The 21,677-nt window shown below is 46.1% G+C and carries 21 protein-coding genes; 13 read left to right on the forward strand and 8 right to left on the reverse strand.

The window, feature by feature from the left end; all coding sequences use genetic code 11:
* The first annotated feature begins 292 nt into the window (after positions 1-292).
* Positions 293-1,486 (forward strand): esterase, encoded by a 1,194-nt coding sequence (locus L0U89_RS18025; protein WP_234862794.1) that lies wholly within the window; start codon positions 293-295, stop codon positions 1,484-1,486.
* Between the two features lie 94 nt (positions 1,487-1,580).
* Here L0U89_RS18025 and L0U89_RS18030 read toward each other — a convergent pair whose 3' ends face one another.
* Positions 1,581-2,951 (reverse strand): AGE family epimerase/isomerase, encoded by a 1,371-nt coding sequence (locus tag L0U89_RS18030; RefSeq protein WP_234862795.1) that lies wholly within the window; start codon positions 2,949-2,951, stop codon positions 1,581-1,583.
* 106 nt (positions 2,952-3,057) lie between these two features.
* Here L0U89_RS18030 and L0U89_RS18035 point away from each other — a divergent pair, with 106 nt between their 5' ends.
* The gene (locus tag L0U89_RS18035; RefSeq protein WP_234862796.1) at positions 3,058-4,935 is read left to right on the forward strand and encodes a DUF4139 domain-containing protein; all 1,878 of its coding nucleotides are present in this window, start codon (positions 3,058-3,060) and stop codon (positions 4,933-4,935) included.
* 104 nt (positions 4,936-5,039) lie between these two features.
* Positions 5,040-5,975, forward strand: coding sequence for a DMT family transporter (locus L0U89_RS18040; RefSeq protein ID WP_234862797.1), 936 nt, complete (start codon positions 5,040-5,042; stop codon positions 5,973-5,975).
* A gap of 75 nt (positions 5,976-6,050) precedes the next feature.
* Here the strand turns inward: L0U89_RS18040 and L0U89_RS18045 are convergent, their stop codons facing one another.
* Positions 6,051-6,569 (reverse strand): hypothetical protein, encoded by a 519-nt coding sequence (locus L0U89_RS18045; RefSeq protein WP_234862798.1) that lies wholly within the window; start codon positions 6,567-6,569, stop codon positions 6,051-6,053.
* A gap of 87 nt (positions 6,570-6,656) precedes the next feature.
* Positions 6,657-7,022 carry a hypothetical protein gene (locus tag L0U89_RS18050; protein ID WP_234862799.1) on the reverse strand — a complete coding sequence of 122 codons (366 nt, stop codon included), beginning with the start codon at positions 7,020-7,022 and terminating at the stop codon, positions 6,657-6,659.
* A 122-nt stretch (positions 7,023-7,144) separates the two neighbouring features.
* Here L0U89_RS18050 and L0U89_RS18055 point away from each other — a divergent pair, with 122 nt between their 5' ends.
* Positions 7,145-8,110 carry a calcium/sodium antiporter gene (locus L0U89_RS18055; protein ID WP_234862800.1) on the forward strand — a complete coding sequence of 322 codons (966 nt, stop codon included), beginning with the start codon at positions 7,145-7,147 and terminating at the stop codon, positions 8,108-8,110.
* 54 nt (positions 8,111-8,164) lie between these two features.
* On the opposite strand, the gene dinB is transcribed toward L0U89_RS18055, so the two are convergent.
* The 3 genes from dinB to L0U89_RS18070 form a co-directional block, all read right to left on the reverse strand.
* Positions 8,165-9,274: a DNA polymerase IV gene (gene dinB, locus L0U89_RS18060; RefSeq protein WP_234862801.1), complete on the reverse strand. Its 1,110-nt coding sequence runs from the start codon at positions 9,272-9,274 to the stop codon at positions 8,165-8,167.
* Positions 9,271-10,527 (reverse strand): anthranilate synthase component I family protein, encoded by a 1,257-nt coding sequence (locus L0U89_RS18065; RefSeq protein WP_234862802.1) that lies wholly within the window; start codon positions 10,525-10,527, stop codon positions 9,271-9,273. The genes dinB and L0U89_RS18065 overlap by 4 nt, the downstream gene beginning before the upstream one ends.
* Before the next feature lie 67 nt (positions 10,528-10,594).
* Positions 10,595-11,314 carry a YceI family protein gene (locus tag L0U89_RS18070; protein ID WP_234862803.1) on the reverse strand — a complete coding sequence of 240 codons (720 nt, stop codon included), beginning with the start codon at positions 11,312-11,314 and terminating at the stop codon, positions 10,595-10,597.
* Between the two features lie 127 nt (positions 11,315-11,441).
* Here L0U89_RS18070 and L0U89_RS18075 point away from each other — a divergent pair, with 127 nt between their 5' ends.
* The 8 genes from L0U89_RS18075 to L0U89_RS18110 all read left to right on the forward strand — a co-directional run bounded on the left by L0U89_RS18075 (position 11,442) and on the right by L0U89_RS18110 (position 18,488).
* Entirely contained in the window at positions 11,442-11,963 is a 522-nt protein-coding gene (locus L0U89_RS18075; protein WP_234862804.1) for a gamma carbonic anhydrase family protein, read from the forward strand.
* The gene (locus L0U89_RS18080; protein ID WP_234862805.1) at positions 11,960-12,445 is read left to right on the forward strand and encodes a hypothetical protein; all 486 of its coding nucleotides are present in this window, start codon (positions 11,960-11,962) and stop codon (positions 12,443-12,445) included. The genes L0U89_RS18075 and L0U89_RS18080 overlap by 4 nt, the downstream gene beginning before the upstream one ends.
* A gap of 205 nt (positions 12,446-12,650) precedes the next feature.
* Positions 12,651-13,364, forward strand: coding sequence for an alpha/beta fold hydrolase (locus tag L0U89_RS18085; RefSeq protein WP_234862806.1), 714 nt, complete (start codon positions 12,651-12,653; stop codon positions 13,362-13,364).
* A gap of 16 nt (positions 13,365-13,380) precedes the next feature.
* Complete coding sequence (locus tag L0U89_RS18090) at positions 13,381-14,337, forward strand: ATP-grasp domain-containing protein (RefSeq protein WP_234862807.1); 957 nt, start codon at positions 13,381-13,383, stop codon at positions 14,335-14,337.
* A gap of 3 nt (positions 14,338-14,340) precedes the next feature.
* Positions 14,341-15,453 (forward strand): carboxylate-amine ligase, encoded by a 1,113-nt coding sequence (locus tag L0U89_RS18095; RefSeq protein ID WP_234862808.1) that lies wholly within the window; start codon positions 14,341-14,343, stop codon positions 15,451-15,453.
* A 95-nt stretch (positions 15,454-15,548) separates the two neighbouring features.
* Complete coding sequence (locus L0U89_RS18100) at positions 15,549-16,373, forward strand: type 1 glutamine amidotransferase (protein ID WP_234862809.1); 825 nt, start codon at positions 15,549-15,551, stop codon at positions 16,371-16,373.
* A gap of 15 nt (positions 16,374-16,388) precedes the next feature.
* Positions 16,389-17,585, forward strand: a complete 1,197-nt coding sequence (locus tag L0U89_RS18105) for a hypothetical protein (protein ID WP_234862810.1) — start codon at positions 16,389-16,391, stop codon at positions 17,583-17,585.
* Between the two features lie 117 nt (positions 17,586-17,702).
* Positions 17,703-18,488: an AAA family ATPase gene (locus L0U89_RS18110; RefSeq protein ID WP_234862811.1), complete on the forward strand. Its 786-nt coding sequence runs from the start codon at positions 17,703-17,705 to the stop codon at positions 18,486-18,488.
* A gap of 111 nt (positions 18,489-18,599) precedes the next feature.
* Here the strand turns inward: L0U89_RS18110 and L0U89_RS18115 are convergent, their stop codons facing one another.
* Both L0U89_RS18115 and L0U89_RS18120 read right to left on the reverse strand, forming a co-directional pair.
* Positions 18,600-18,983, reverse strand: a complete 384-nt coding sequence (locus L0U89_RS18115) for a hypothetical protein (RefSeq protein WP_234862812.1) — start codon at positions 18,981-18,983, stop codon at positions 18,600-18,602.
* A 405-nt stretch (positions 18,984-19,388) separates the two neighbouring features.
* Complete coding sequence (locus L0U89_RS18120) at positions 19,389-19,814, reverse strand: hypothetical protein (protein WP_234862813.1); 426 nt, start codon at positions 19,812-19,814, stop codon at positions 19,389-19,391.
* Between the two features lie 461 nt (positions 19,815-20,275).
* Between L0U89_RS18120 and L0U89_RS18125 the strand changes: the two genes are divergently transcribed.
* The gene (locus L0U89_RS18125) at positions 20,276-21,673 is read left to right on the forward strand and encodes a membrane dipeptidase (RefSeq protein WP_234862814.1); all 1,398 of its coding nucleotides are present in this window, start codon (positions 20,276-20,278) and stop codon (positions 21,671-21,673) included.
* Positions 21,674-21,677: the final 4 nt, after the last annotated feature.

The raw sequence follows: 21,677 nt of genomic DNA on the forward strand, positions 1-21,677 counted from the left end.
GCACCGGTTTTTACTATCCTATTTTTCAACGTTGGGGATTGGGTGATCAACATTTGAAAGTCCCAATTTAAAGCATTGATATTGAGTAAAAAAGATCAAACTAAAAGTATTTTTTAATCATATTTTTTTTGCCTTAACTGCCCACTTTTTTGGATTTTAAAACCTGAAACAAAAATTGACACGAACCGATCCGAGGGATTGCACCGGGTTCAAGTAGGAGCTCCGCAAAATTTAAATTGGAATTCCCAATCCAAGTTTCTATTTTCACAAAATGAGACAATAGAAAAACATCATGAGAAAAACTACCCTACTATTACTTATTCTATGCTTGTTTGGCTTTTCGGCCAATGCGCAGGAAGCACTTTTCCGAGCCCAACAGATTGTGTCGCCAGAAATACACTCGGACAATTCGGTTACCTTCCGACTGTTTGCACCCAATGCGACGGCTGTGCAGATTACAGGCGATTTTCTTCCAACGGAAAAAATCGAAACACCCATGGGTCAAATGGACGGTCCTGGAAAAACCAATCTGAAAAAAGTTGAAAATGGCGTTTGGGAATTCAAAACCAACCCACTCGGACCTGAGCTTTACAACTATTCCTTTATCGTGGATGGCATGCCATCCACGGACCCAAGCAACCCATTCTTGATTCGTGATGTCGCCTCAGTCACAAATATTTTCATCATTGGCGGCGGGCATGCGGATTTGTTCAAGACCAACGATATCCCTCACGGAACTGTCGCTCGGCGCTGGTACGATTCTCCAGGACTTGGCATGGATCGCAGAATCACCATCTATACACCTCCAGGTTATGAATCTTCCAATCAGAAATACCCAGTCTTGTACCTGCTACACGGCGCAGGTGGCGACGAGGAAGCTTGGATTGCACTCGGCAGAACGGCGCAAATTTTGGACAACCTCATTCACCAAGGCAAAGCCAAGCCAATGATTGTGGTTATGCCCAACGGCAACGTCATACAGGACGCCGCCCCAGGAGAAGGTAGCATGGGATTCTATAAGCCCCAATTCATGGTTCCCAAAACGATGGACGGAACCTACGAATCTACCTTCATGGATATTGTGAAATTTGTCGAAAGCAACTATCGCGTACATGCCGATAAATCCAATCGTGCGATTGCAGGCCTGTCGATGGGAGGCTATCACACGATGCATATCTCGAGATTCTATCCAAATACTTTTGATTACATCGGTTTGTATTCAGCTGCCATAATGCCACGGGAAGACGCCACCGGCAAAGTCTACAACGACATTGAAGGCACGCTCAAAACCCAAATGAAAAACGGCTACAAACTGTATTGGATCGCCATCGGAAAGACCGATTTCCTGTACAAGGCCAATGTCGAATACCGAGACATGCTCGATAAAATGGGCATGAAGTACGAATACGTGGAATCCGAAGGCGGACACACTTGGAGAAATTGGCGGGTGTACCTGACCCAATTTGCTCCCCGCTTGTTCCAATAATAGATTAAGCAAAACAAAAAAGCAGCCATTGACGGCTGCTTTTTTTATTCAGATTGATTTTCAAAAAAAGTGAGGATCAATTCAATAAACTGACCTAGTGCGATTTCCCAGCATTCCACTGATTCAGCCTGTCTATGCAGCCTTGCATGGACCTGAATTGGTGGTAATTGGCTTTCCAGATATGACCCTTATTTGCCGTCTTGAGATCAGGCTGTTTGTCAAGCCCGCCGGCAAACCAATCCCCGTGCTCTTTGTCAATAAGATAGTCCTGATTGTACCGCCAGAGTTTCTCAAATTTCCCAAAATAGCCCATCGTATCCTCAGGGTAATACTCTGCCATCATCAACAGCGTATTCATCCCCTCAGCTTGCGCCCACCAGTTTTTGCTTTCCTTGATTACCCTTGGCTCAGTCTCGCCAGCGAAATAGTAGCCTTCGTCGTAGAATCCACCCATTTCGCCATCCCAACCAAACCGAAGTGCATGGTCAACCATTTTCTTGGAGACGGTGAGGGTCTTTTCGTCATCACCCCATCCCAACACGTGGGCACTCTCCATCAGGAGGTAGGCTGTCTCGACATCGTGACCGTAGGATACATGGTCTAAATTGCGGTGGCGAAGGATTTCCTCTTCCGAAAGGTGTTGGAAAGAAACCGGCGTCCAATTGGGCTGCAGGAAAAGAACGAGCGAACCCTTATCGTTGACAATAGTGTCCCGGATAAGGACCAGCATTTCTTCCAAGCGGGTCTTCAGCAAGGGGTCTTTCCAAACTTGGTACAACTCCGTAAAAGCCTCCAGCAAATGGATCGAGCTATTTTGATCCTTGTAACCCAAATCGGAGGTGCTTGGCGTATACTCTGCCCTGGGTATTGGAGTACCGTTTTGGTCCAAATGTTGGAAATAGCCACCGTAAATAGAGTCATGGCTGTGCTTCTCAAGCCAACGGAAGGCATCAATCGCCAAAGCAAGTCCGGCGGAATCCCCGGTCGCCTCAAAATAGGCCGCGAGTCCGTAGATAGCAAAACTATTCCCGTATGCTGTTTTCATGGGTGATTTTTCCAACAATGGCTCACCCGAGCGACTTACCAATTGATAGAATCCGCCATGTTCCCTGTCCCACATCTTGTCCCTGAGGAAAGCAAATCCATGCTTGGCCCCATCCGCATAATGTTGGACATCGGGATATCGAATGGCCGCCTTTGAATTGGACCACAAATGGCGGGATTGGGTGACAATCATCTTCTCCTGCGCATCGTCCTTGCGCTGAAAATCATACGAAAAATTGCTGAAATAGCCCCCGGAATCCAGATCAAGGGCTTTTGGATACCAAGTTGCCAGTAGATTCTCTTGAAGCGATTTTTCCATTTCCTCCGAAATAACTGCGTAGGAACTTGCTTCTTCTGAAGACTGCTGCCGACAGGCAATAAGTAGAAAAACGAGAGATAAAAGGCTGAGAATGGACTTCATAGCTGGCTGGTTTGGGTTTGATTTGAAAAAATAAAAAAAATACAGCAGTAAATATGGAATTTTCACATGAACTACTACATTAGACTTTTGCAAAAACTACCCCACTATGAAACCGAAGACATTTTCTTTCCTTATCCTGCTTGCCATTGGCTACCATTTTGACGCTCAGGCCACTGAAAAAGAACTCAAGACAAATATCCAGCAAGTGACCATTTTCAGCAATGGCGCCCAGATTTTTGAAAATGGTTCGGTGCAGGTCGATGCCGGGGAAACGACGCTGATCATCAAAGGGAAATCTCCCTATATGGACGAAAAGAGCCTGCAAGTGAAATCCACGGGGGCCCTGACGATCCTTTCTGTCAACCACCGATCCAATTACTTGGAGAAAAAACTGGTATCCCAAAATGACAGCCTCGTCACACTCTTGGAAAAGGAAAACCTAAATCTTGACAAATTGGTCGCTGAACAGGATGTTTTGAAGGAGAAAATGGCCCTCCTCCAAAACAATAAAAACCTCGGCGGCGCCAATATTGGCCTATCGATGACCGCACTAAAGCAGGCGCTTGATTTTTTTGAAAAAGAAATCTCAGCCATCAAATCCGAGGAAATCAACAACCGGAGAAAACAGCAGGAAACCCGCCTAAAGATCCAAAGACTGGAAAAGCAAATCAATGATTTTCAGTCCGAGCCGATCACACCCGTATCCGAAGTCTGGATCAAAGTCAGCGCCCAAAGGGCAGGAACGGCTAATTTCGCCGTTTCCTATTTGGTATCGGGCGCGGGTTGGTTTCCCAAATACGACATCCGTGCGATCAATATCCAAAAGCCCATCCAAATCCAATACAAGGCCGAAATCTGGCAAAACACGGGCAACGATTGGAAAAACGTCAAGATCAAACTTTCCAACGCCCAACCCAACAAGAACAGCAGCCTCCCCGAACTCCAAAAATGGAACCTCACCTACGCTAGAAACACGATCGTAAGCTCAGGGGCACTCAATAAGGTAGATGGTGTGGTGAGTGGAATTGTCACGGACAGCAATGGAGAGCCCTTGCCCGGTGTAACAGTCTTAGTGAAAGGAACGACGATTGGAACAAGTACAGATATCAATGGGCGATACTCGATCACTTTGCCTAATGGAGCCAATCGATTGGTTTATAGCTTCGTTGGACTCATGCCAGTAGACATGGCGGTCGAAAGTAACCAGATGAATATCAGGATGGAAGACGACGTTAGAAACCTTTCAGAGGTTGTAGTTATGGGTTATTCATCCGACAGGCTGCAGGGGCGAGCGCCAGGGGTCAGTATCTCTACACCAAAAACGCGGAAAACCGAAGACGCCTATGAACCGCTGGAAACCGTGATCCGGGAAAACCAAACCACGGTGGAGATTGAAGTCGAGAAGCCTTACACCCTCCTGACCAACGGTGAAAAGCTACTCGTGGACCTGAAGACCATGGAATTACCGGCTAGCTATGAGTATTTTGCCGTACCGAAATTGGATCCCTCGGCCTTCTTGATCGCGCAGGTGACGGATTGGGAGCAACTCAACCTGCTGCCGGGTGAGGCAAATCTGTATTTCGAGGAGACATTTATCGGGAAGACGATACTTGACCCGGTGGCATTCCAAGATACCTTGAGCATTTCGCTTGGAAGGGACCAAGGCATCAACATCAAGCGTGAAAAGGTCGCCCAATTCAGTACCAAGCGCAATGTCGGCTCCAATGTGAACGAATCCCGTGCCTATCAAATCCAAGTCAGAAACTCCAAGAGTCTGCCCGTCAAACTCACCATCACAGATCAAATCCCGGTGTCCGTCGTCAGCGATATCACGGTAAGCGCAACCGAACTAAGCGGTGCCAGCAAGGATGATGAAAAAGGATTCCTGACTTGGAAGATGGAGCTCCCAGCCCAAGGCCAAAAAACGCTCGAATTCAGGTATGACGTGCGCTATCCGAGAAGGGAAAAAGTGATTTTGGATTGAACGGACAGCGGCGAAAATGCAAATGATTTTCGCCGCATTATTTCACTTGCTTGAAATCCACGCGATTGGCTACATTGCTCACTCAAACCTAGCGCCGCCTCTACATGCCGAGATTGACCAGTTCCAAAACCGTTTCAGGATTTATCATGGCCATTTCTTCGGCCATTTTTTGGGGGATATCCGGCACTTGCGCCCAATACCTTTTTGAGCAAAAGCAACTCAATCCCGCTTGGCTGGTGAGTTGGAGGCTGATGCTGGCCGGAGGGCTTTTGGTCGGGATCGCTTTTCTGCAAAAAAACTCAGACGCTGCCGCTATCTGGAAAAAGCCGAAAGACATCTTGCAGTTGTTGGTCTTTGCAGTCTTGGGCATGGTAACCGTGCAGTACACCTATTTCTACAGCATCAACCTATCCAACGCCGCCACGGCGACCGTCCTGCAATACACCGGGCCGATGTTTGTCGTGGCATTCTACGCGATCAAAAATCGACGCTGGCCCATCATGCTCGAGTACGCCAGCCTGTTTCTGGCAATCGGTGGGACTTTTCTGTTGGTAACCCACGGGAGCTTCAGCAGCCTCGTGATATCCGAAAAAGCCCTGCTTTGGGGATTTCTGTCGGCGGTCGCCTTGGCATTTTACACCATTTATCCGGTGGTTTTGTTGAGAAAATACTCTGCGGCGACAGTCACCGGTTGGGCGATGCTGATCGGTGGATTGGTACTTTCGGTATGGACCCAACCTTGGGAAGTCATTGGCATATGGGACATCGGCACTTGGTCCGCGTTTTTGTACATCATTCTTTTTGGGACACTGATCGCGTTCTACTCATTCCTGACGGCAGTGCCGGTCATTGGCGCGCAGACGGCCAGCTTGCTGTGCTCTGTGGAACCTTTGGCCGCTGCGGCGGTTGCGGTCATTTGGCTTAATGTACCTTTTGGCGGCTTGGATTGGCTCGGTACGCTTTTTATACTGATTACGGTGGTGCTGTTGACATTGGGAGCGAAAAAGGAAGGGGCAAAAAAATTGGAAGAATCAAATTGATAAACTCTAGGTTTTCTCGAAATTCAAAACTCAACCACCCGCCCATCTCACGACGGGCGGATGGCTTTTATAAAATCAGGATTTGACCAAGTTTTTGTTTTTGGCTACCCCTCGGAGGATTTCCTCCCACTTTCTCATGAGGACAATCTCGCCCATTTGGTCAGAAAAGAGCGCTGAGTTATAGAATTCCAAGGTGTAGTTCTTTGGAATCGGCGCCCTTAAGCTGATCTGGAAACCCATCCGATCCATAAACTTATCCGGCACAGGACCTTTTTCAGCCAAATTACTGTCCGTAACCTTGTAGCTTTTCAGCTCAAAAGGATATCCCAAATCCATTAGATGAACGGTTTCCTCCTCCCCAAACTTTACATAAAGCAACTGTCTCTGCCTTTCATCGAGGCCGAGGGCATATTTGTTACGCCAGAAATCCACCGTATCCGGCGAAATATGTGCGTCTTTGGCAAGCAGCGCAAAGCGGGCATGTTGCTGCCTTGTCGTTTTTCGCTGTTTGCGTATATGGTATACAAATGGTGCGCAAAACGCGGCAAACAACACCAAGGAAATAACCAGGGTGATAGGATCTATATCTAACATTTTTGTTGAGTTTTTAGGTGATAAATAGTAAATCAGGACTTTTCGCTACGGGAAAGTCCAAATGGGTGTATTCCAAAAATCATTTGATCACCAAAAAAAGTGGAAAGGATAGAGAACTCGCGAAATATCAAAAAACACGATTCGCTGCTTCCACCAACTTACCGTCAGGGAATTCGGTTCGGTAAAAAGTGCCGCATAGGGAAAGCCGAGAAAACAAAATTGGTCAACGGGAAATTTAAAGCTTTCAATCTGGCTTTGAAAAACCTTATAGCTCGGCTGGGCAATATCCGCACCGCCAGGAAAGCCAATTGACTCGGTCCAGCGCGACTCCTTATGGGATTCCTGATGCTTCAGATCCGAAAAATCACCAAGTCCCAAGCTAAGCAGGAGAATACTGAGCGCCAGGAAATTGGCGAATATCTTTCTAATTGAAGCCAATGGAATGGGAGCCAAAGATTTGGGTTAATAACGACTTACAAACGTAATAAATTCCTATCCCATACTTCAAAAAAATTGGTGCTAAGATTGCCAATCAATAAAACAATTGTATTTACCTTTCCCAAAAAACCGCTGATATGATACTTTCCATTGTATTGCTGCTCGTTGGCTTCGTCATTTTGATCTTTGGTGCGGATAAGTTGGTCGAAGCGGCATCGGCCTTAGCCGCCAATTTTGGGATTCCAAATATTGTCATAGGCTTGACTGTGGTTGCATTTGGCACCTCGGCACCAGAGTTGGTTGTAAACGTCTTCGCGGCAGTCAACAACTCCCCGGAGATGGTCATGGGCAACGTTTTGGGTAGCAATATTTTCAACGTCCTCGCGATTCTCGGCGTCTCTTCAGTGATATATCCGCTTGCAGTAAAGTCAAACACAACTTGGATAGAGATACCATTGGCATTTTTGGCGGCTTTATTGGTGCTAATCGTGGCAAGCGATCAACTTTTGGACAAAATGCCGGATGATTTGATTACGAGGAGTGAAGGCATCGTCATGTTGCTGTTTTTCGCCGTGTTTTTGGCCTATAATATCATTGTCTCAAAAAGCCCGGGCCAAAAGCCCGAGTCTATCGAAATCCCGAAGTATTCCAGTGCACAATCCTTGCTTTGGATCATTGTGGGTCTGACAGGATTGGTGCTTGGCGGAAAGTTGATTGTGGATAATGCCGTGTCGATTGCATCGACACTTGGAATCCCTGAACGAGTCATTGGCTTGACGATCGTCTCAATCGGCACTTCCTTGCCGGAATTGGCAACTTCTATCGCAGCAGTCCGCAAGAAAAAAGTCGATATCGCCATCGGCAATGTCGTGGGCTCCAATATTTTCAATATCTTCTTCATTCTTGGAGTATCATCGACAATCCTACCAATCACGATCCAACCGGAAAACTTTAGGGACATCTGGATGAATATCATTGCAGGACTACTCCTCTTTGTATTTATTTTCACTGGAAAAGAAAGAAAATTGGAAAGGTGGGAAGGTGTAATCTTCCTCGTGCTTTACACTGCCTATGTGACCTCCTTGGTCATGGATTCACTGTAAAATCGGTTTTGGAGCGGTGGCGGGCAACGAATTTCCGACATCGATTCAAGACAATCAGGACTGATCTTCAGCATATTCCCCATCGAAGTTGATCCAAAGCTGCTTTCCAGGAAAGTAATCCTCTTCCTCTAGGTTGAGATTGGATATGCCGATCCCCAAAAGGCGCACATCCGCCACGAGTGGCTCCTGATGCCACAGTTCCCAGATTATTTCTTTGATTCTCGCAGGTTCCAGAAACTTCTCGATTGTTTTGCTGCGCGTATGTATCGTGAAATCATGGTACTTGATCTTGAGTGTCACGGTTCTGCCTTTGACGCCGGATCGTTCCATCCTACGGACAACCTCTTCCCAAATCCGCTCCAAGGCATCCGCGATTTGCTCATCTTCGCTGATGTCTTTGGAAAAAGTGCTCTCGGCACTTAAGGATTTTCGGATGCGGTTGGGTTTGACCTCACTCAGGTGGATTCCGCGGACGATATTGTAAAAATGGAGCCCCGATTTTCCGAATTTCTTGGTCAAGTACTGTACGGAATATTGCTTCAGGTCAAATCCATTGTGGATACCCAACTCCTTCATTTTCTCCGCTGTCACCTTTCCGATCCCGTAAAAACGCTCAATCGGCAATTTTTCCAGAAATGCCTCCGCATCCTTTGGCAAAATCACGGCCTGACCGTTGGGCTTATTGATATCCGAGGCGGTTTTTGCAAGGAATTTATTGTAGGAAATACCAGCAGAAGCATTCAATCCCAACTCATCCTTGATGCGTTTTCTGATTTCCAAGGCGATTCGGGTCGCTGATGGGTTATTGACCTTGTTTTCCGTCACATCCAAAAATGCCTCGTCCAAGGAAAGCGGCTCGACAAGGTCCGTGTAATCCAAAAAAATTTGTCGGATCTGGCCCGAAATCTCCTTGTAACGCTCAAACCGCGGCCGCACAAAAATCAACCCGGGACATCTCAAAGCCGCAATCTTTCCAGACATCGCGGAGCGCACGCCGAATTTCCTGGCTTCATACGACGCGGCGGCCACCACTCCCCTTTCGCGATTACCTCCGACCGCAACGGGTTTTCCACGCAGGTCAGGATTGTCCAACTGCTCCACCGAAGCGAAAAACGCGTCCATGTCCACATGGATGATCTTTCGTATCGTGGATTGGTCAATCATCGTTGTCGAGTCAAAACTTCCAATATAGCCGAGGCCTTGAGAAGACATTCCTCATACTCATATGCAGGATCTGCATCATAAGTAATCGCCGAACCGACGGCAAAGTAGCCCTTACCGAGCGACTTGTCGAATACAATACTGCGGATGATCACGTTAAAATCAAAGTCCCCGTTCGGCTGCACGACACCCAATGTCCCGGAAAACCATCCTCGCGTGAAATTCTCATAGCGCTCGATCAGTTCCATGCACTTGATTTTGGGCGCCCCCGTCATGCTACCCATTGGGAAAGCGGCATGGAAAATCTCCTTTAGTGAAACTTTTTCCCTGAGAGTTGAACTAACCGTTGAAATCATCTGGTGAACTTTGGGAAATGCATAGACCCCAAACAGTTCATCCACATCGACTGTACCGATTTCAGAAACCTTGGAAAGGTCATTCCGCATCAGATCCACAATCATGAGGTTTTCCGCTCTTTCCTTTTCGGAATCTAGAAGCCGAAGTCTCAGCATCTCGTCTTCCGCCTCGTTTTTGCCACGTCGAATGGTGCCTTTGATGGGCTGCGCAATCAGTTTTCTGCCTGTCTTTTTGAGAAAACGCTCCGGACTGGCAGCAAGCAGGTACAAGTTATTGGCCTTGTAAAAAGCCGAAAAAGGCATCAAAGAGGTCCGCATCAGATCGAGAAATCCCAAAATTGGATTCCAGGAATATTGTTGAAAAAGAAACGCTTGGCAAAAATTCAGCTCATAAATATCTCCCTCCACAATATGCTGTTGGATTGCTTTGACTTTCTCCGAATAGGTTTCCTTGGACTCAAGTCCAAGAACCTCAACGCGGGGGTTTTTATCCGGCAAAACTTCCGAAAACCGCTCGAAATCCGTTGCCAGCATGCTGGCGTCTAGATGCGAAAAAACCAAAATGCCATCCTCCCATGAAATCGACAATTCAGCCTCCCAAAAAACATAATCCGGACAGTCGACCATGGTAGGATTTTCACTCTTCAACGCTTCGATCTTGTTTTTGAAGTCATATCCCACCAACGCCACCAGGTCGTTCTCGAACGGCACAATCCCGATCTGTCCCCAGGATATTGACTTGCTACCAGCTAAAATCCGCCCTTGGAATTCACCATTTGGATAGCCGAAGTGGGTTGTCGGGGAATACAAAAAAAATGGAAAACGGGCATCCAGCCATCCCAAGAGTTTGCGCTTAAAAAACTCAGACTGGCCCGTTGGTACTTGGATTTCTACTTTCACGCAGTAAAAATAAAAAAAAGGGTGACCCGAAAGTCACCCCTACTCCCAACTGGTGTAGCGATCTGAATCAATTGGTTGTAATCTCAAAACCAACGCTTACAGTATTGTAGATGAATTGGTCTTTAGCTTTGTCAACAGCGGCACTTTCATCGCCGTAGGACAATCCCCAAGCGGTTCTATCGATGTTGAATCCGGCTTTAGCGGAAACTTTGCCATCAGTGATTGTCACCGCAGCAGGAAACTTGATGTTTTTGGTTGTACCACGCATTGTCAAGTTGCCAGAGATCCAATGGGTAGGATTGGCAGGAGCAATTTCTGAATCTTTCTGAGGCGTGTTTGCTGATGGGAACTGAGTCAGGTCCTGAATAGCCGCAACACCAAAAGGTTCTACGCCGGTAACTTCAAACACTGCCTGTGGATGGTTGGCAGCGTCAAAGAAATCAGGAGATTGCAAGTGGCCCCACAGTTTTCCGTAGAATTCATTGGTCTCTTCCATGTCCTGGATTTTCAAACCCGTAATATCGAAAACGAATTTCGCTCCGGTCAACTCATTTCCCTTCACGATCACTTCTCCAGAAACCGCTGGAATGTAGCCAAAATGTTTCCCGGTCGGCTTGTATCCTGTCCAGTTGATTTTGCTTGTAGCTGGGTCAACGGTCAAAGTTGCTCCTTCTGCTTCCGCAACTTCCTGTGCTTCGCTGGTTTCTACTGTCTCGCCGGGCTTGCTGCATGAAAGCACCAAGAACGTAAATGCGACAAATAAGCCTGTTCTTTTTACTAAGTTCATAACGTTTGATTTGTTTGGTTTCGACATTAAATGTATATACACGTAAACTGATTTGCATAGAAAAAGTTCACGGTGCAGAAAAAAAAAGAATATTTTTGAAGAGAAAGAAAAACCATATCCGAGGAAAATGGCGCTCATAAAAAGTGTAAGGGGATTCCAGCCCAGTTTTGGAGAAAGTTGCTGGCTCGCAGATAACGCGACAGTCGTAGGCGATGTTATCATGGGCAACAATTGCACCGTCTGGTTCAACGCGGTCGTTCGTGGCGACGTCCACCAAATCCGGATCGGAAACGACACCAATATCCAAGATGGCGCAGTCATCCATTGTACCTACCAAAAAGCCGGAACGTATATTGGTAACAAAGTCTCCATTGCACACAATGCCATCGTCCATGGCTGTACGATTCATGATAATGTATTGATTGGAATGGGGGCAATTGTCATGGACAATGCGGTAGTACATTCGGGCGCAGTCATTGCAGCCGGTGCCGTTGTGTTGTCAGGTACGGTGGTCGAAGCCAACTCAATTTACGCGGGAATGCCGGCAAGGAAAGTAAAAGAAACGGGACCTGAAATGCTTGAAGTCATCCACCGGACAGCACGAAATTACCCTATGTATGCCGAATGGTTCAAATCAGAGAAAGAATGAATTTATTTTTTAAGAACAGTCAAAACAAGGTTTTGGCGATTTTGGGCGTATTGATACTTGTTTTCAACCTATGGCTGCTTCCATTAGGTACTGAGGGAAAAATCCCACTTGACCTCAAGTTTGGCTACGACACGAAGGAAGCTTTTGAAGTTTTGGAGGAGTTAGGCGCAACAATACTTCCAAAGTATAGATTTGGCCTTTTGGTCACGGACATGATTTATCCATTTGTTTATGGTGGATTTCTATCCCTGCTTCTGCTGAGGGTCTGGGGAAAAAGGTGGATTTTGATGTTTCCGGTTTTGGTGATGCTGCTCGATATCGATGAAAACCTATCAATTCTTACCTTGGTGGATACTTTTCCCCAGCTCTCAGATTCCGACGTGGAAAGGGCAAGCCTCTTAACCTCTGCAAAATGGGTAATGGTGGGAGTCACATTCTCAATCTTGATTGCCGGGTCGATCAAAGGACGCTTCCGCAAGTAATGCCGTGATAATTTAGCGCTGATTTCCAGTAAAATTACCCATTTCGTGATGAAACTATTTCTCACTGAATTCGAAATCCATCGATTACCAAAACCACGTTCAATATTTCTATCCGGATTTACCCAAACGCCCAAAATGTTTTAGGATTTTTTTTGTGAATCCTGAAAAGGGGGCTATTTTTAGTAGGAATAGACGATCCAATTTTATGAAAGAAGAATATTTCAAGTGGTATTCCCCGCATTTGCATCGGGATGTGCAAATGCTTGTTTTTGGCCACAGAGGGTATCCCGTCGTGTTGTATCCCACATCGATGGGCTCCTTTCACGAAAACAAGGATATGGGTCTCATTGGGTCCGCGCACTGGTTTATCGAGCAGGGGCTGATCCAGATTTACTGTCCGGAAAGCAATGACCGAAACAGTTTCTACAACAAGCATGTCCATCCTCACCAGCGTATCCAAAACCACATCGCCTACGACCACTTTATCCTCCATGATGTGGTGGAAAAAGTCCGGCATCACACCGCCGTCGGCAAAGTGGTGATGGCGGGTTGTAGTTTTGGGGGATATCATGCCGCTACATTCGCTTTCAGACATCCTGATGTGGTGAGCCACATGTTTTCGATGTCCGGGGCTTTCGAAATACGCAATTTCATGGATGGCTACAATCACGGCGACATTTACTACAATTCCCCATTGGAGTTTTTACCCGGCCTGCACAATCCTGCACTTTGGCAAATGGACATCGTGCTCGGTACGTCCAATTGGGACATTTGCTTCGATGCCAACATCAAGTTAAGCGATGTGCTCGAAGGAAAAAGAGTACCCCATTGGTTGGATGCCCGAAAGGACCGACACCACGACTGGCCACTTTGGAAGGAAATGTTTCCCCATTATTTATCCAGAATCAAGTTCAATTAACTAAATAACATCATTTATGAAAAAAATCGGAATCCTTTTTGGCATGGAAGACACTTTTCCCCATGCTTTCGTGGAACGGATCAATGAAAAGAAAGAAAAAGGCATCATCGCCGAGCCTGTGTCGATAGACAAAGTCATCCAAAACCAACTGACCGAGTACGCGGTCATCATTGATAGGATTTCGCAGGATGTACCCTTCTATAGGGCTTACTTGAAAAACGCGGCCTTGACAGGTACGGCAGTCATCAACAACCCCTTCTGGTGGAGTGCGGACGACAAGTTCTTCAATAACTGCCTTGCGGACAAGCTTGGTGTCCCCCTGCCGAATACTGTAATTCTCCCTTCCGCGGAACATCCAACAGATACCACCGCAAAGTCATTTAGGAACCTCAAAATGCCATTGGATTGGCAGGGAATTTTCGACTATGTAAAATTCCCCGCCTACATGAAGCCCTATGCTGGAGGTGGATGGAAAAATGTCTACAGGCTGGAAAATAAGGAGGAATTCTTCCAGAAACACAGGGAAACCGGCCAGTTGGTCATGTTGCTTCAGGAGGAAATCGTATTTGACGAATACTTCCGGGTGTATTGCTTGGGCGGAAAAGCCGTACGCATCATGGAGTACGAGCCCAGGAATCCACATCATCTGCGCTACGTCGTCAACCGACCACCTGCCTCGAAAAAACTGCTGGCGAAGGTTAAGGAGTATGCAATCGCCCTTTGCCAAGGTCTGGGATATGACTTCAATACCGTGGAATTTGCCGTCAGGGATGGAGTCCCGTATGCGATCGATTTTGGAAATCCAGCACCGGATGCCGACGTCAACTCAGTAGGTCAGGCCAATTTTGATTGGGTAGTGGAAGAAGCTGCTAAAATGGCCATTGCATATGCAAAAACCCAAAAACCAGGAAAAATCAACCTTACCTGGGGGACGTTCATGAAGGATGCAGTAGCCGACGCCAAAAGATTCTGATCTATGCTAAGAAAATTACCGGTATTTACCCTCGGGGTAGAGGAAGAATACCAAATCATCGATCCCAACACACGGGACTTGAGATCGCACATGTCCAAAATCGTGGATGGTGCCAAGATTTTTCTTAAGGAACAGGTCAAAGCCGAAATGCACCAATCGGTGGTGGAAGTAGGCACCAACATTTGCCAAAGTGTAGCTGATGCGAGAAAAGAAGTCTCTTTCCTCAGGAGAAAAATCGTGGATTTAGCCTCAGAACAAGGCCTGGTAGTAGGCGCTTCGGGCACACACCCCTTTTCCAAATGGCAGGACCAACCGATCACGGACGATCCCAGATACCATATGATTGTGAAGGAGCTTCAGGATACCGCGCGGTCCAATTTGATTTTTGGCCTGCACGTACATGTGGGTATCGAAAACCGGGAAATAGCCTTGCATATCATGAACCAGGCCTGCTATTTCCTCCCGCACATCTATGCGCTATCCACCAACTCCCCGTTTTGGGAAGGAAGAAATACTGGCTTCAAGGCATTTCGCGCACACGTCTTTGCGAAGTTTCCGAGGACAGGACTGCCGGAGTATTTCGATTCTGTCCAATCCTACGATAATTTCCTCGAGACTTTGGTCAAGACCAATTGCATAGACAATCCCAAGAAAATCTGGTGGGACCTCCGGATGCATCCTTTCTTCAGTACCATCGAATTCAGGATTTGCGATATGTGTCTGACGGTAGACGAGACGATTTGCATTGTGGCATTGATTCAAGCCGTTGTTGCCAAATTGTACAAGATGCACATGATGAACACCAGCTTCAACATCTACCGCATCGCCCTAATTCGTGAAAACAAATTCCGTGCGGCAAGGTATGGTACCGATGGATTGATGATTGATTTTGGCCAAAAAACCGAGGTGCCTTACAAAGAGCTCATGATCGAACTGTTGGATTTTGTGGATGATGTCGTGGACGAACTCGGAAGCCGAGATGAAATCAACTATGTGCATCAAATCCTCAAAAACGGAACCGGTGCCGACAAACAGCTCCAGGTCTTCGAAGATGGGGGCCATGACCTAACCAAAGTCGTTGATTTTATTGTGGGAGAGTTCACCAAAGGAATATAAACCCGCTTGGAACCGAAAAATGGTAATGCAAAATCAACCTAGCTTATCCAAAGCGATTTTGCGTTACCTTTCGCCCTCATCCAAATGTTGAAACCATGCATGAAAAGATCAAAGTAGCCGTCTTGGACATGTACAACGGCAAGGCAAACCAAGGCATGCGTTGTATCCATGACATCGTTGGCAGGTTTCCAAACGACCTTAGCCTGGATGTCTTTGATGTGAGGCAGCGGGCCGAGGTACCCAATTTGGAAGATTACAACCTATATATCTGTTCTGGAGGCCCAGGAAATCCCTTGGAAGGCGATGGAATTTGGGACAAAAAATTCTACGGGCTCCTCGATGGCCTATGGAATTGGAACCAACAAAATGAACGAAAAAAGTACGTACTGTTCATTTGCCATAGTTTCCAAATGGCGGTGCAGCACTTCGGCTTTGCGGAAGTCTGCAAACGTAAATCGACATCCTTCGGGGTGATGACAATTCACAAAACTGAGGAAGGAATGATGGATCCGCTATTCGAGGGATTGGACAATCCTTTTTGGGCGATAGATTCCCGGGATTACCAAGTTGTACAACCCCACCACAAACGTTTCAAAGAAATCGGTGCGGAGATCATCGCGCTCGAAAAGATTCGGGACCACGTGGTCTACGAAAGGGCAATCATGGCGATCCGATTTTCTCCTGAAATGGTGGGCACCCAATTCCATCCGGAGGCTGACCCAGTTGGCTTCCTTAACCACCTCAAAAAACACGAGGTCCGGGATGAAATCATCGAACTGAAGGGGAAACAGAAATACCTCTTTATGCTCGAACATCTTGTGGAAGAAGATACGATCTACAAAACGAATGAAACTCTTATTCCCAATTTCCTCCGCCAGTCCATTCAGGCTATCCGCGCCCAACATGAAGTTTTACTTTGAAAGAAACATGATGCTATGATCGAGCAGCACCGCCAATTTTTCAACCACGCTTTCAGCAAAGAGAAATACAAGGCATTCTTGGATGATATCGCCTCGGACTTTGATTACCTACCTACATTTCGTATCGCTGAGACACCGCTTTTTATTACTGATAAGCTAAAACAGCAATTGCTGGAAGGTTGTCAACAGGTAATTGATTTTATACAAAGACCTGATTTCAATGAACTTACCGAAAAGGCTGTGGAAGTAAACTTCAACGTGCCAAACCAAGACGCCCATACCCAGTTCCTGGCAATTGATTTTGGGATTTGCGAGGAAGATGGCGAGATCGTCCCGAAGCTGATCGAAGTGCAGGGCTTCCCGTCCGTGTTCAACTTCCAGTTCAACATGTTTGAAAAACTCAAAAAGGCCTACCCTTTTCTGGAGGACTTCAACCCCTACCTAGAAGGATTGGATGCAAATGGTTACTACGACAAATTCAAAGAGACTGTGCTCAATGGGCATTCGCCCAAAGAAGTGGTTTTGTTGGAAATCGAGCCGGAAAAGCAAAACACCAAGATTGACTTCTACTATTGCAAGCGGGACTTGGGGATTCCTTACCTCTGCGTCACCGAGATCATCAAGCATGGAAAAAAGCTGTTTTACAAAGACGCCTCAGGCAAGGAAATCCAGATCAAGCGTATCTACAACCGCGTGATTTTTGACGAATTGGTGACAAGGACTGACCTTCCGATGCAATTTTCGTTTTTGGAAGAACTTGACGTGGAGTGGGCTGGACACCCTAACTGGTTTACACGCATCAGCAAGTTTATCCTTCCCTACCTCAAGGGGCCCTATTTCAATGAAACCACCCTGCTGTCAGACCTGCAAGAAATACCCGAGGATTTGGAGAATTACGTACTGAAGCCACTGTTTTCCTTTTCAGGAAGTGGCGTGATTTTCCACGTTCAAAAATCCGATGTCGAGGCCGTCAAGGAAAAGGACCTCTATGTGCTTCAGCGCAAGGCACACTATGCGCCCATTCTTCAGGCACTCGAAGGTCGAGTGAAGGCCGAGGTACGAATATTGGGCGTATGGCCTGAAAAAGACAGCCAACCAACATTGATTGGTAACCTGGTCCGCCTCAGTCGCGGCGAGATGATCGGCGTCAAGTTCAACAAAGACAAGGATTGGGTCGGCGGTACGATTGGCTTGTTTGAGAAAGAAAAATAAGCTCCTGATCGACAAAAAGGCATAATTGCCATCACGGATTGGAATCCAACAATCCTAACTATCTGGCTACAAAGCCCGTAATCCTTTATGGGCCTAATGCCCACTAACCAAAAATCGATGTACTACCTGGAAAGCATTTTGGTAGCAAAGGGTGAAGAAGGCCGATTCCCCTACAACATTCCCGCATTCCGCGCAATGGGTAGGATGGTTTTTGACAGTCCGATCACAGTATTTGTGGGTGAAAACGGTGCGGGAAAATCCACGCTTTTGAAGGCCTTGGCCATCAAACTCAACTTGCCGGCTATCGGAAGTACGGATTTAGAGAGCGATGAGACCTTGTCTGGATTCCAAAGTTTCAGCAATTCCATCAAACTTTCCTGGCGGAACCGTGCATACCGGGGCTTCTTTTTTCGGGCTGAGGATTATTTCGGTTTTGTAAAACGCCTGCGCAGCCTGGACCAAGAACTGAAGGGAGATATCGTGGACTTCGAAAAGCGACTGAGTGGCACAGGATTGAAGTTGGCGGTCGGTGCCGTGCATGGCCAAAAAGAAGCCTTACAAAGGAGATACGGTGACCTGACAAAGGTGTCCCATGGCGAAGGATTTCTGAAAGTACTGCAAGGGAGGCTTCAGTCTGAGGGAATTTACCTGATTGACGAACCCGAGGCAGCGCTTTCCCCACAGCGTCAACTTGCACTTTTTTCATTGATCAAAAATCTGGCGCAAAACGAGGGCTGCCAGTTTATCATCGCAACGCACTCCCCCATCCTGATGTGCCTACCCAAGGCCCAATTGTTTCAATTTGACGATACGGTTCATCCCGTTTCCTACGAAGAAACCGAGCATTTCACGATTCTGAAAAACTTTTTGAACAACCCCGAGGCGTTTTTGAGGTATTTGTGATTATTCCGAATTTGTCAATTTCCAAAAATCATTTTACCGACCACGTGCTCGCAAAAATGTACACAGTTGATGCCCAAGGATTTTCCAGGTATCTGGTCAAGGATAACTTTCCTACCCTTCAAATGCCACCATAAGTATTAAAAGAGGCATAACTACCACGCTCACTATACCGAGGCCAATCGAACGCGGCGCATTGAACTTGCGAACCTTTACAAATTCAATTTCATCAATTGGAATACCAATCATATACCGGTCAGATTTCCCAAGTCTTGCTTGGGTTAACGGATTTTTTTCAAGCAAACCTTTTAACTCCCCATCTTCCAACTCATCGTATATCAGGATAAATCTTGACTTATATGTCTGCACTATAATCCTATCTCCCTGCCTGAGTTTGCTGAGATTCTTGGAATTGAACTTTCCATCCGTTGATTTTGCTTCCGATTTCGGCTGTATTGATTCGATATTATTGTAAGATGCACAGGAATCAAGAAGCAAAACTAAGAGGTATATACAAAAAATTAACTTGCCCGAAAAGTTGGGTATTCGCTGAGAGAACGTGTTTCGTTTCATTGGTCCGCCAGAGTTGATATTCAATCTAAAGTTATGACCCCTGTACCGATTCAAATAATTTCAAACAATTGATTTATAGCATTTTATAATAAATAGAAAATTAAAAAAACGGAATCTTAATTTTGAATTGGCTTAAAAAAATCGGGTATTAAAAATTTGCAAATCGTACCAACCTGGGGTTGAATAAATAATAGAGAAAACTCAAGACTTCCCAGCAAAAAAGCCATCCAAAGTTTCAAGTCACATTTTGACAGAATACATTTCAGCATTTAAATTGATGACTCCGCATCACGTAAAAATATCCGAGTTTTAATTATATGCCTGCTTACCTCACATATTGTATTCTGAGTTCCGTAATGAGATAGCAAGCATGGCATACAATGAAATGACAATAGCAGCAGGCAATGCAAGTCCCGAGATGTAGTTGTACTTTCGAATCTGGACTTTCTTAATCTCGGTGACCGGAATCCGCATTTGGTAGCGATCCTTCACTGCAATAGGGTCGTTTGTTACAGGTTCGCGCATCAACATACCTTTGAGATGTTGCTCGTCAGTTTCTTGATAAATCAAATAGTAGCGCTGTGCCTGGTAAGTTGTGACCAAAATGATATCCTCCTGGTCCAATTTTTCAATCTGCCGGAGGTCAAAGACATCATTTGATTCCGGCTTATCAAGCCTTGGTCTGGTGTTTTCGATGTTTCTGAAAGTGACGCAGGAACTTGTAAAGAGAAGTCCAAATGCGAGGAAAATATACATGAAACTTAAACGAAACCTGTTCATAGCAACCTCTTAAATGGATTTTGATGAGTTTCACAAAAATCAGATCAACTAAGTTACACAATTATCCCAAGCGGACAGCATCATCCCCACATTTGACTTTACATTTTCCAACAACACGACCTATTGAAAACCATCAGTCTTGCTTGACACAAGACTTACTTGATCCGGAAAGCCTTCCCAAAAGCCTCCCTCGAAAAGAGTAGCTGTCCCCTTTTTGGACCACATATGTAGGGTCAAAAAAATCCAAGTAACAAACTACCGCTGACTTTGTATGACCTCCCACTTTTTTGATCATCCAAAACTCCAGTGATTCGCCAATTACTCATGAATTCTACGCGTGGGAACTTAAAAAATGTGGAAAATATTCAATAAAGCGCATTTTTCAATTTGGGCTTCCTACGCATTTGGACTAAATTGGATCAATCAATCTCCCCAAAATGCCGTCATTCCCAATTGCCGATTTCCATGTGCATCCAAACCTAAAGACATATGGAAGAACCTTTGATAGGCGAGCAAAGGGTACCGAACAACTTTGGATGGAATCCAAGCCCGGCTTTTGGCAACTCAAGAAAAATGCACTTCTCGGACTGACCCATTTCAGCCAAGCGACCTACCTGATGTTGATAAAGGGCGGCGTGCGGGTTGCGATGGTTTCTTTGTATCCGTTCGAGAAGGGCTTTTTCGAAAATGGACGTTTGAAGGGCACACTCGCTGCGATTATCGCCAATTTCATCACCCAGATTGGGTTTAGCAGAATCCGCCACCTTCAGAAACAAATGGATTATTTCCAGGAACTCGCAGGAGAAATGGACTTTTTGCTTAAAGTGGATCAGTCTTTCGAGCAAAATGGTATTTCCTACAAAGCGAAATGGGCGGAAAATTGGACAAATGCCCAAGAAATTCTAGCAACACCAAACAGTCTGGCGCTCATCCCGACCATCGAAGGCGCACATGTATTCAATTCCGGCTTGGGAAAATTTGGCAAAAACCCTGATCGGGAAGAAATACTGAACAACATCCGAAGTGTAAAATCATGGAAGTTCCCTCCGTTTTTCATCACGTTCGCCCATAATTTCAATAATGACCTATGCGGCCATGTAAGAAGCCTCGAAAAGGCTGGCAAACTTCTCGACCAATCCGAAGGCATCAATCTCGGATTCTCTGAATTGGGTTGGGAAGTGCTGGAACATTTGACGTCAACGCAATTTGGCCGGCCAATCCTCATTGACGTGAAGCACATGAGCGTGAAGTCCCGAAAGGAATTCTATGCTTGGAACAATCGCCTACCGAGTCCCCTGCCCGTTTTGGCGAGCCACTCGGGCGTTGCCGGCTTGAACTTTTCGAAAACATCCAAAAACCCAAATACCCCAACTTGGCTTTGCCACGATGAGATCAACTTTTTCGATGAGGATATCTTGGAAATCGGAAAAACAAAAGGCATACTCGCCCTACAACTCGACAGCAGTCGCCTCGCCAATGCGGCTAAAATCAAAAAAAACCTTATCAGCAAAAATCGGGAGACGGCAATTGGCGAATCCTGCCAAATCCTTTGGGCAAACATCCAACACGCCGCTGAAATACTCGATCAAAACGGACTCGATGCCTGGGATTCCATCGCAATCGGCAGCGACTTTGACGGGACCATCAATCCCTTGGAGGGAATTTACACCACGCTTGATTTCCAGGATATGGCCAATGCGCTGCTGGAATTGGCAAAGAATTATCACAAAAACAGTTCGCTAATATCTCCGAAAAACCGACAAATTGAACCGGAAGCTATCATTTCCAAGATTCTATTTGAAAATGGCGGGAATTTCCTTCAACGGAATTTCTAATGAA

This window comes from Mariniradius sediminis (assembly GCF_021491425.1).
GTDB classification, from domain to species: domain Bacteria; phylum Bacteroidota; class Bacteroidia; order Cytophagales; family Cyclobacteriaceae; genus Mariniradius; species Mariniradius saccharolyticus.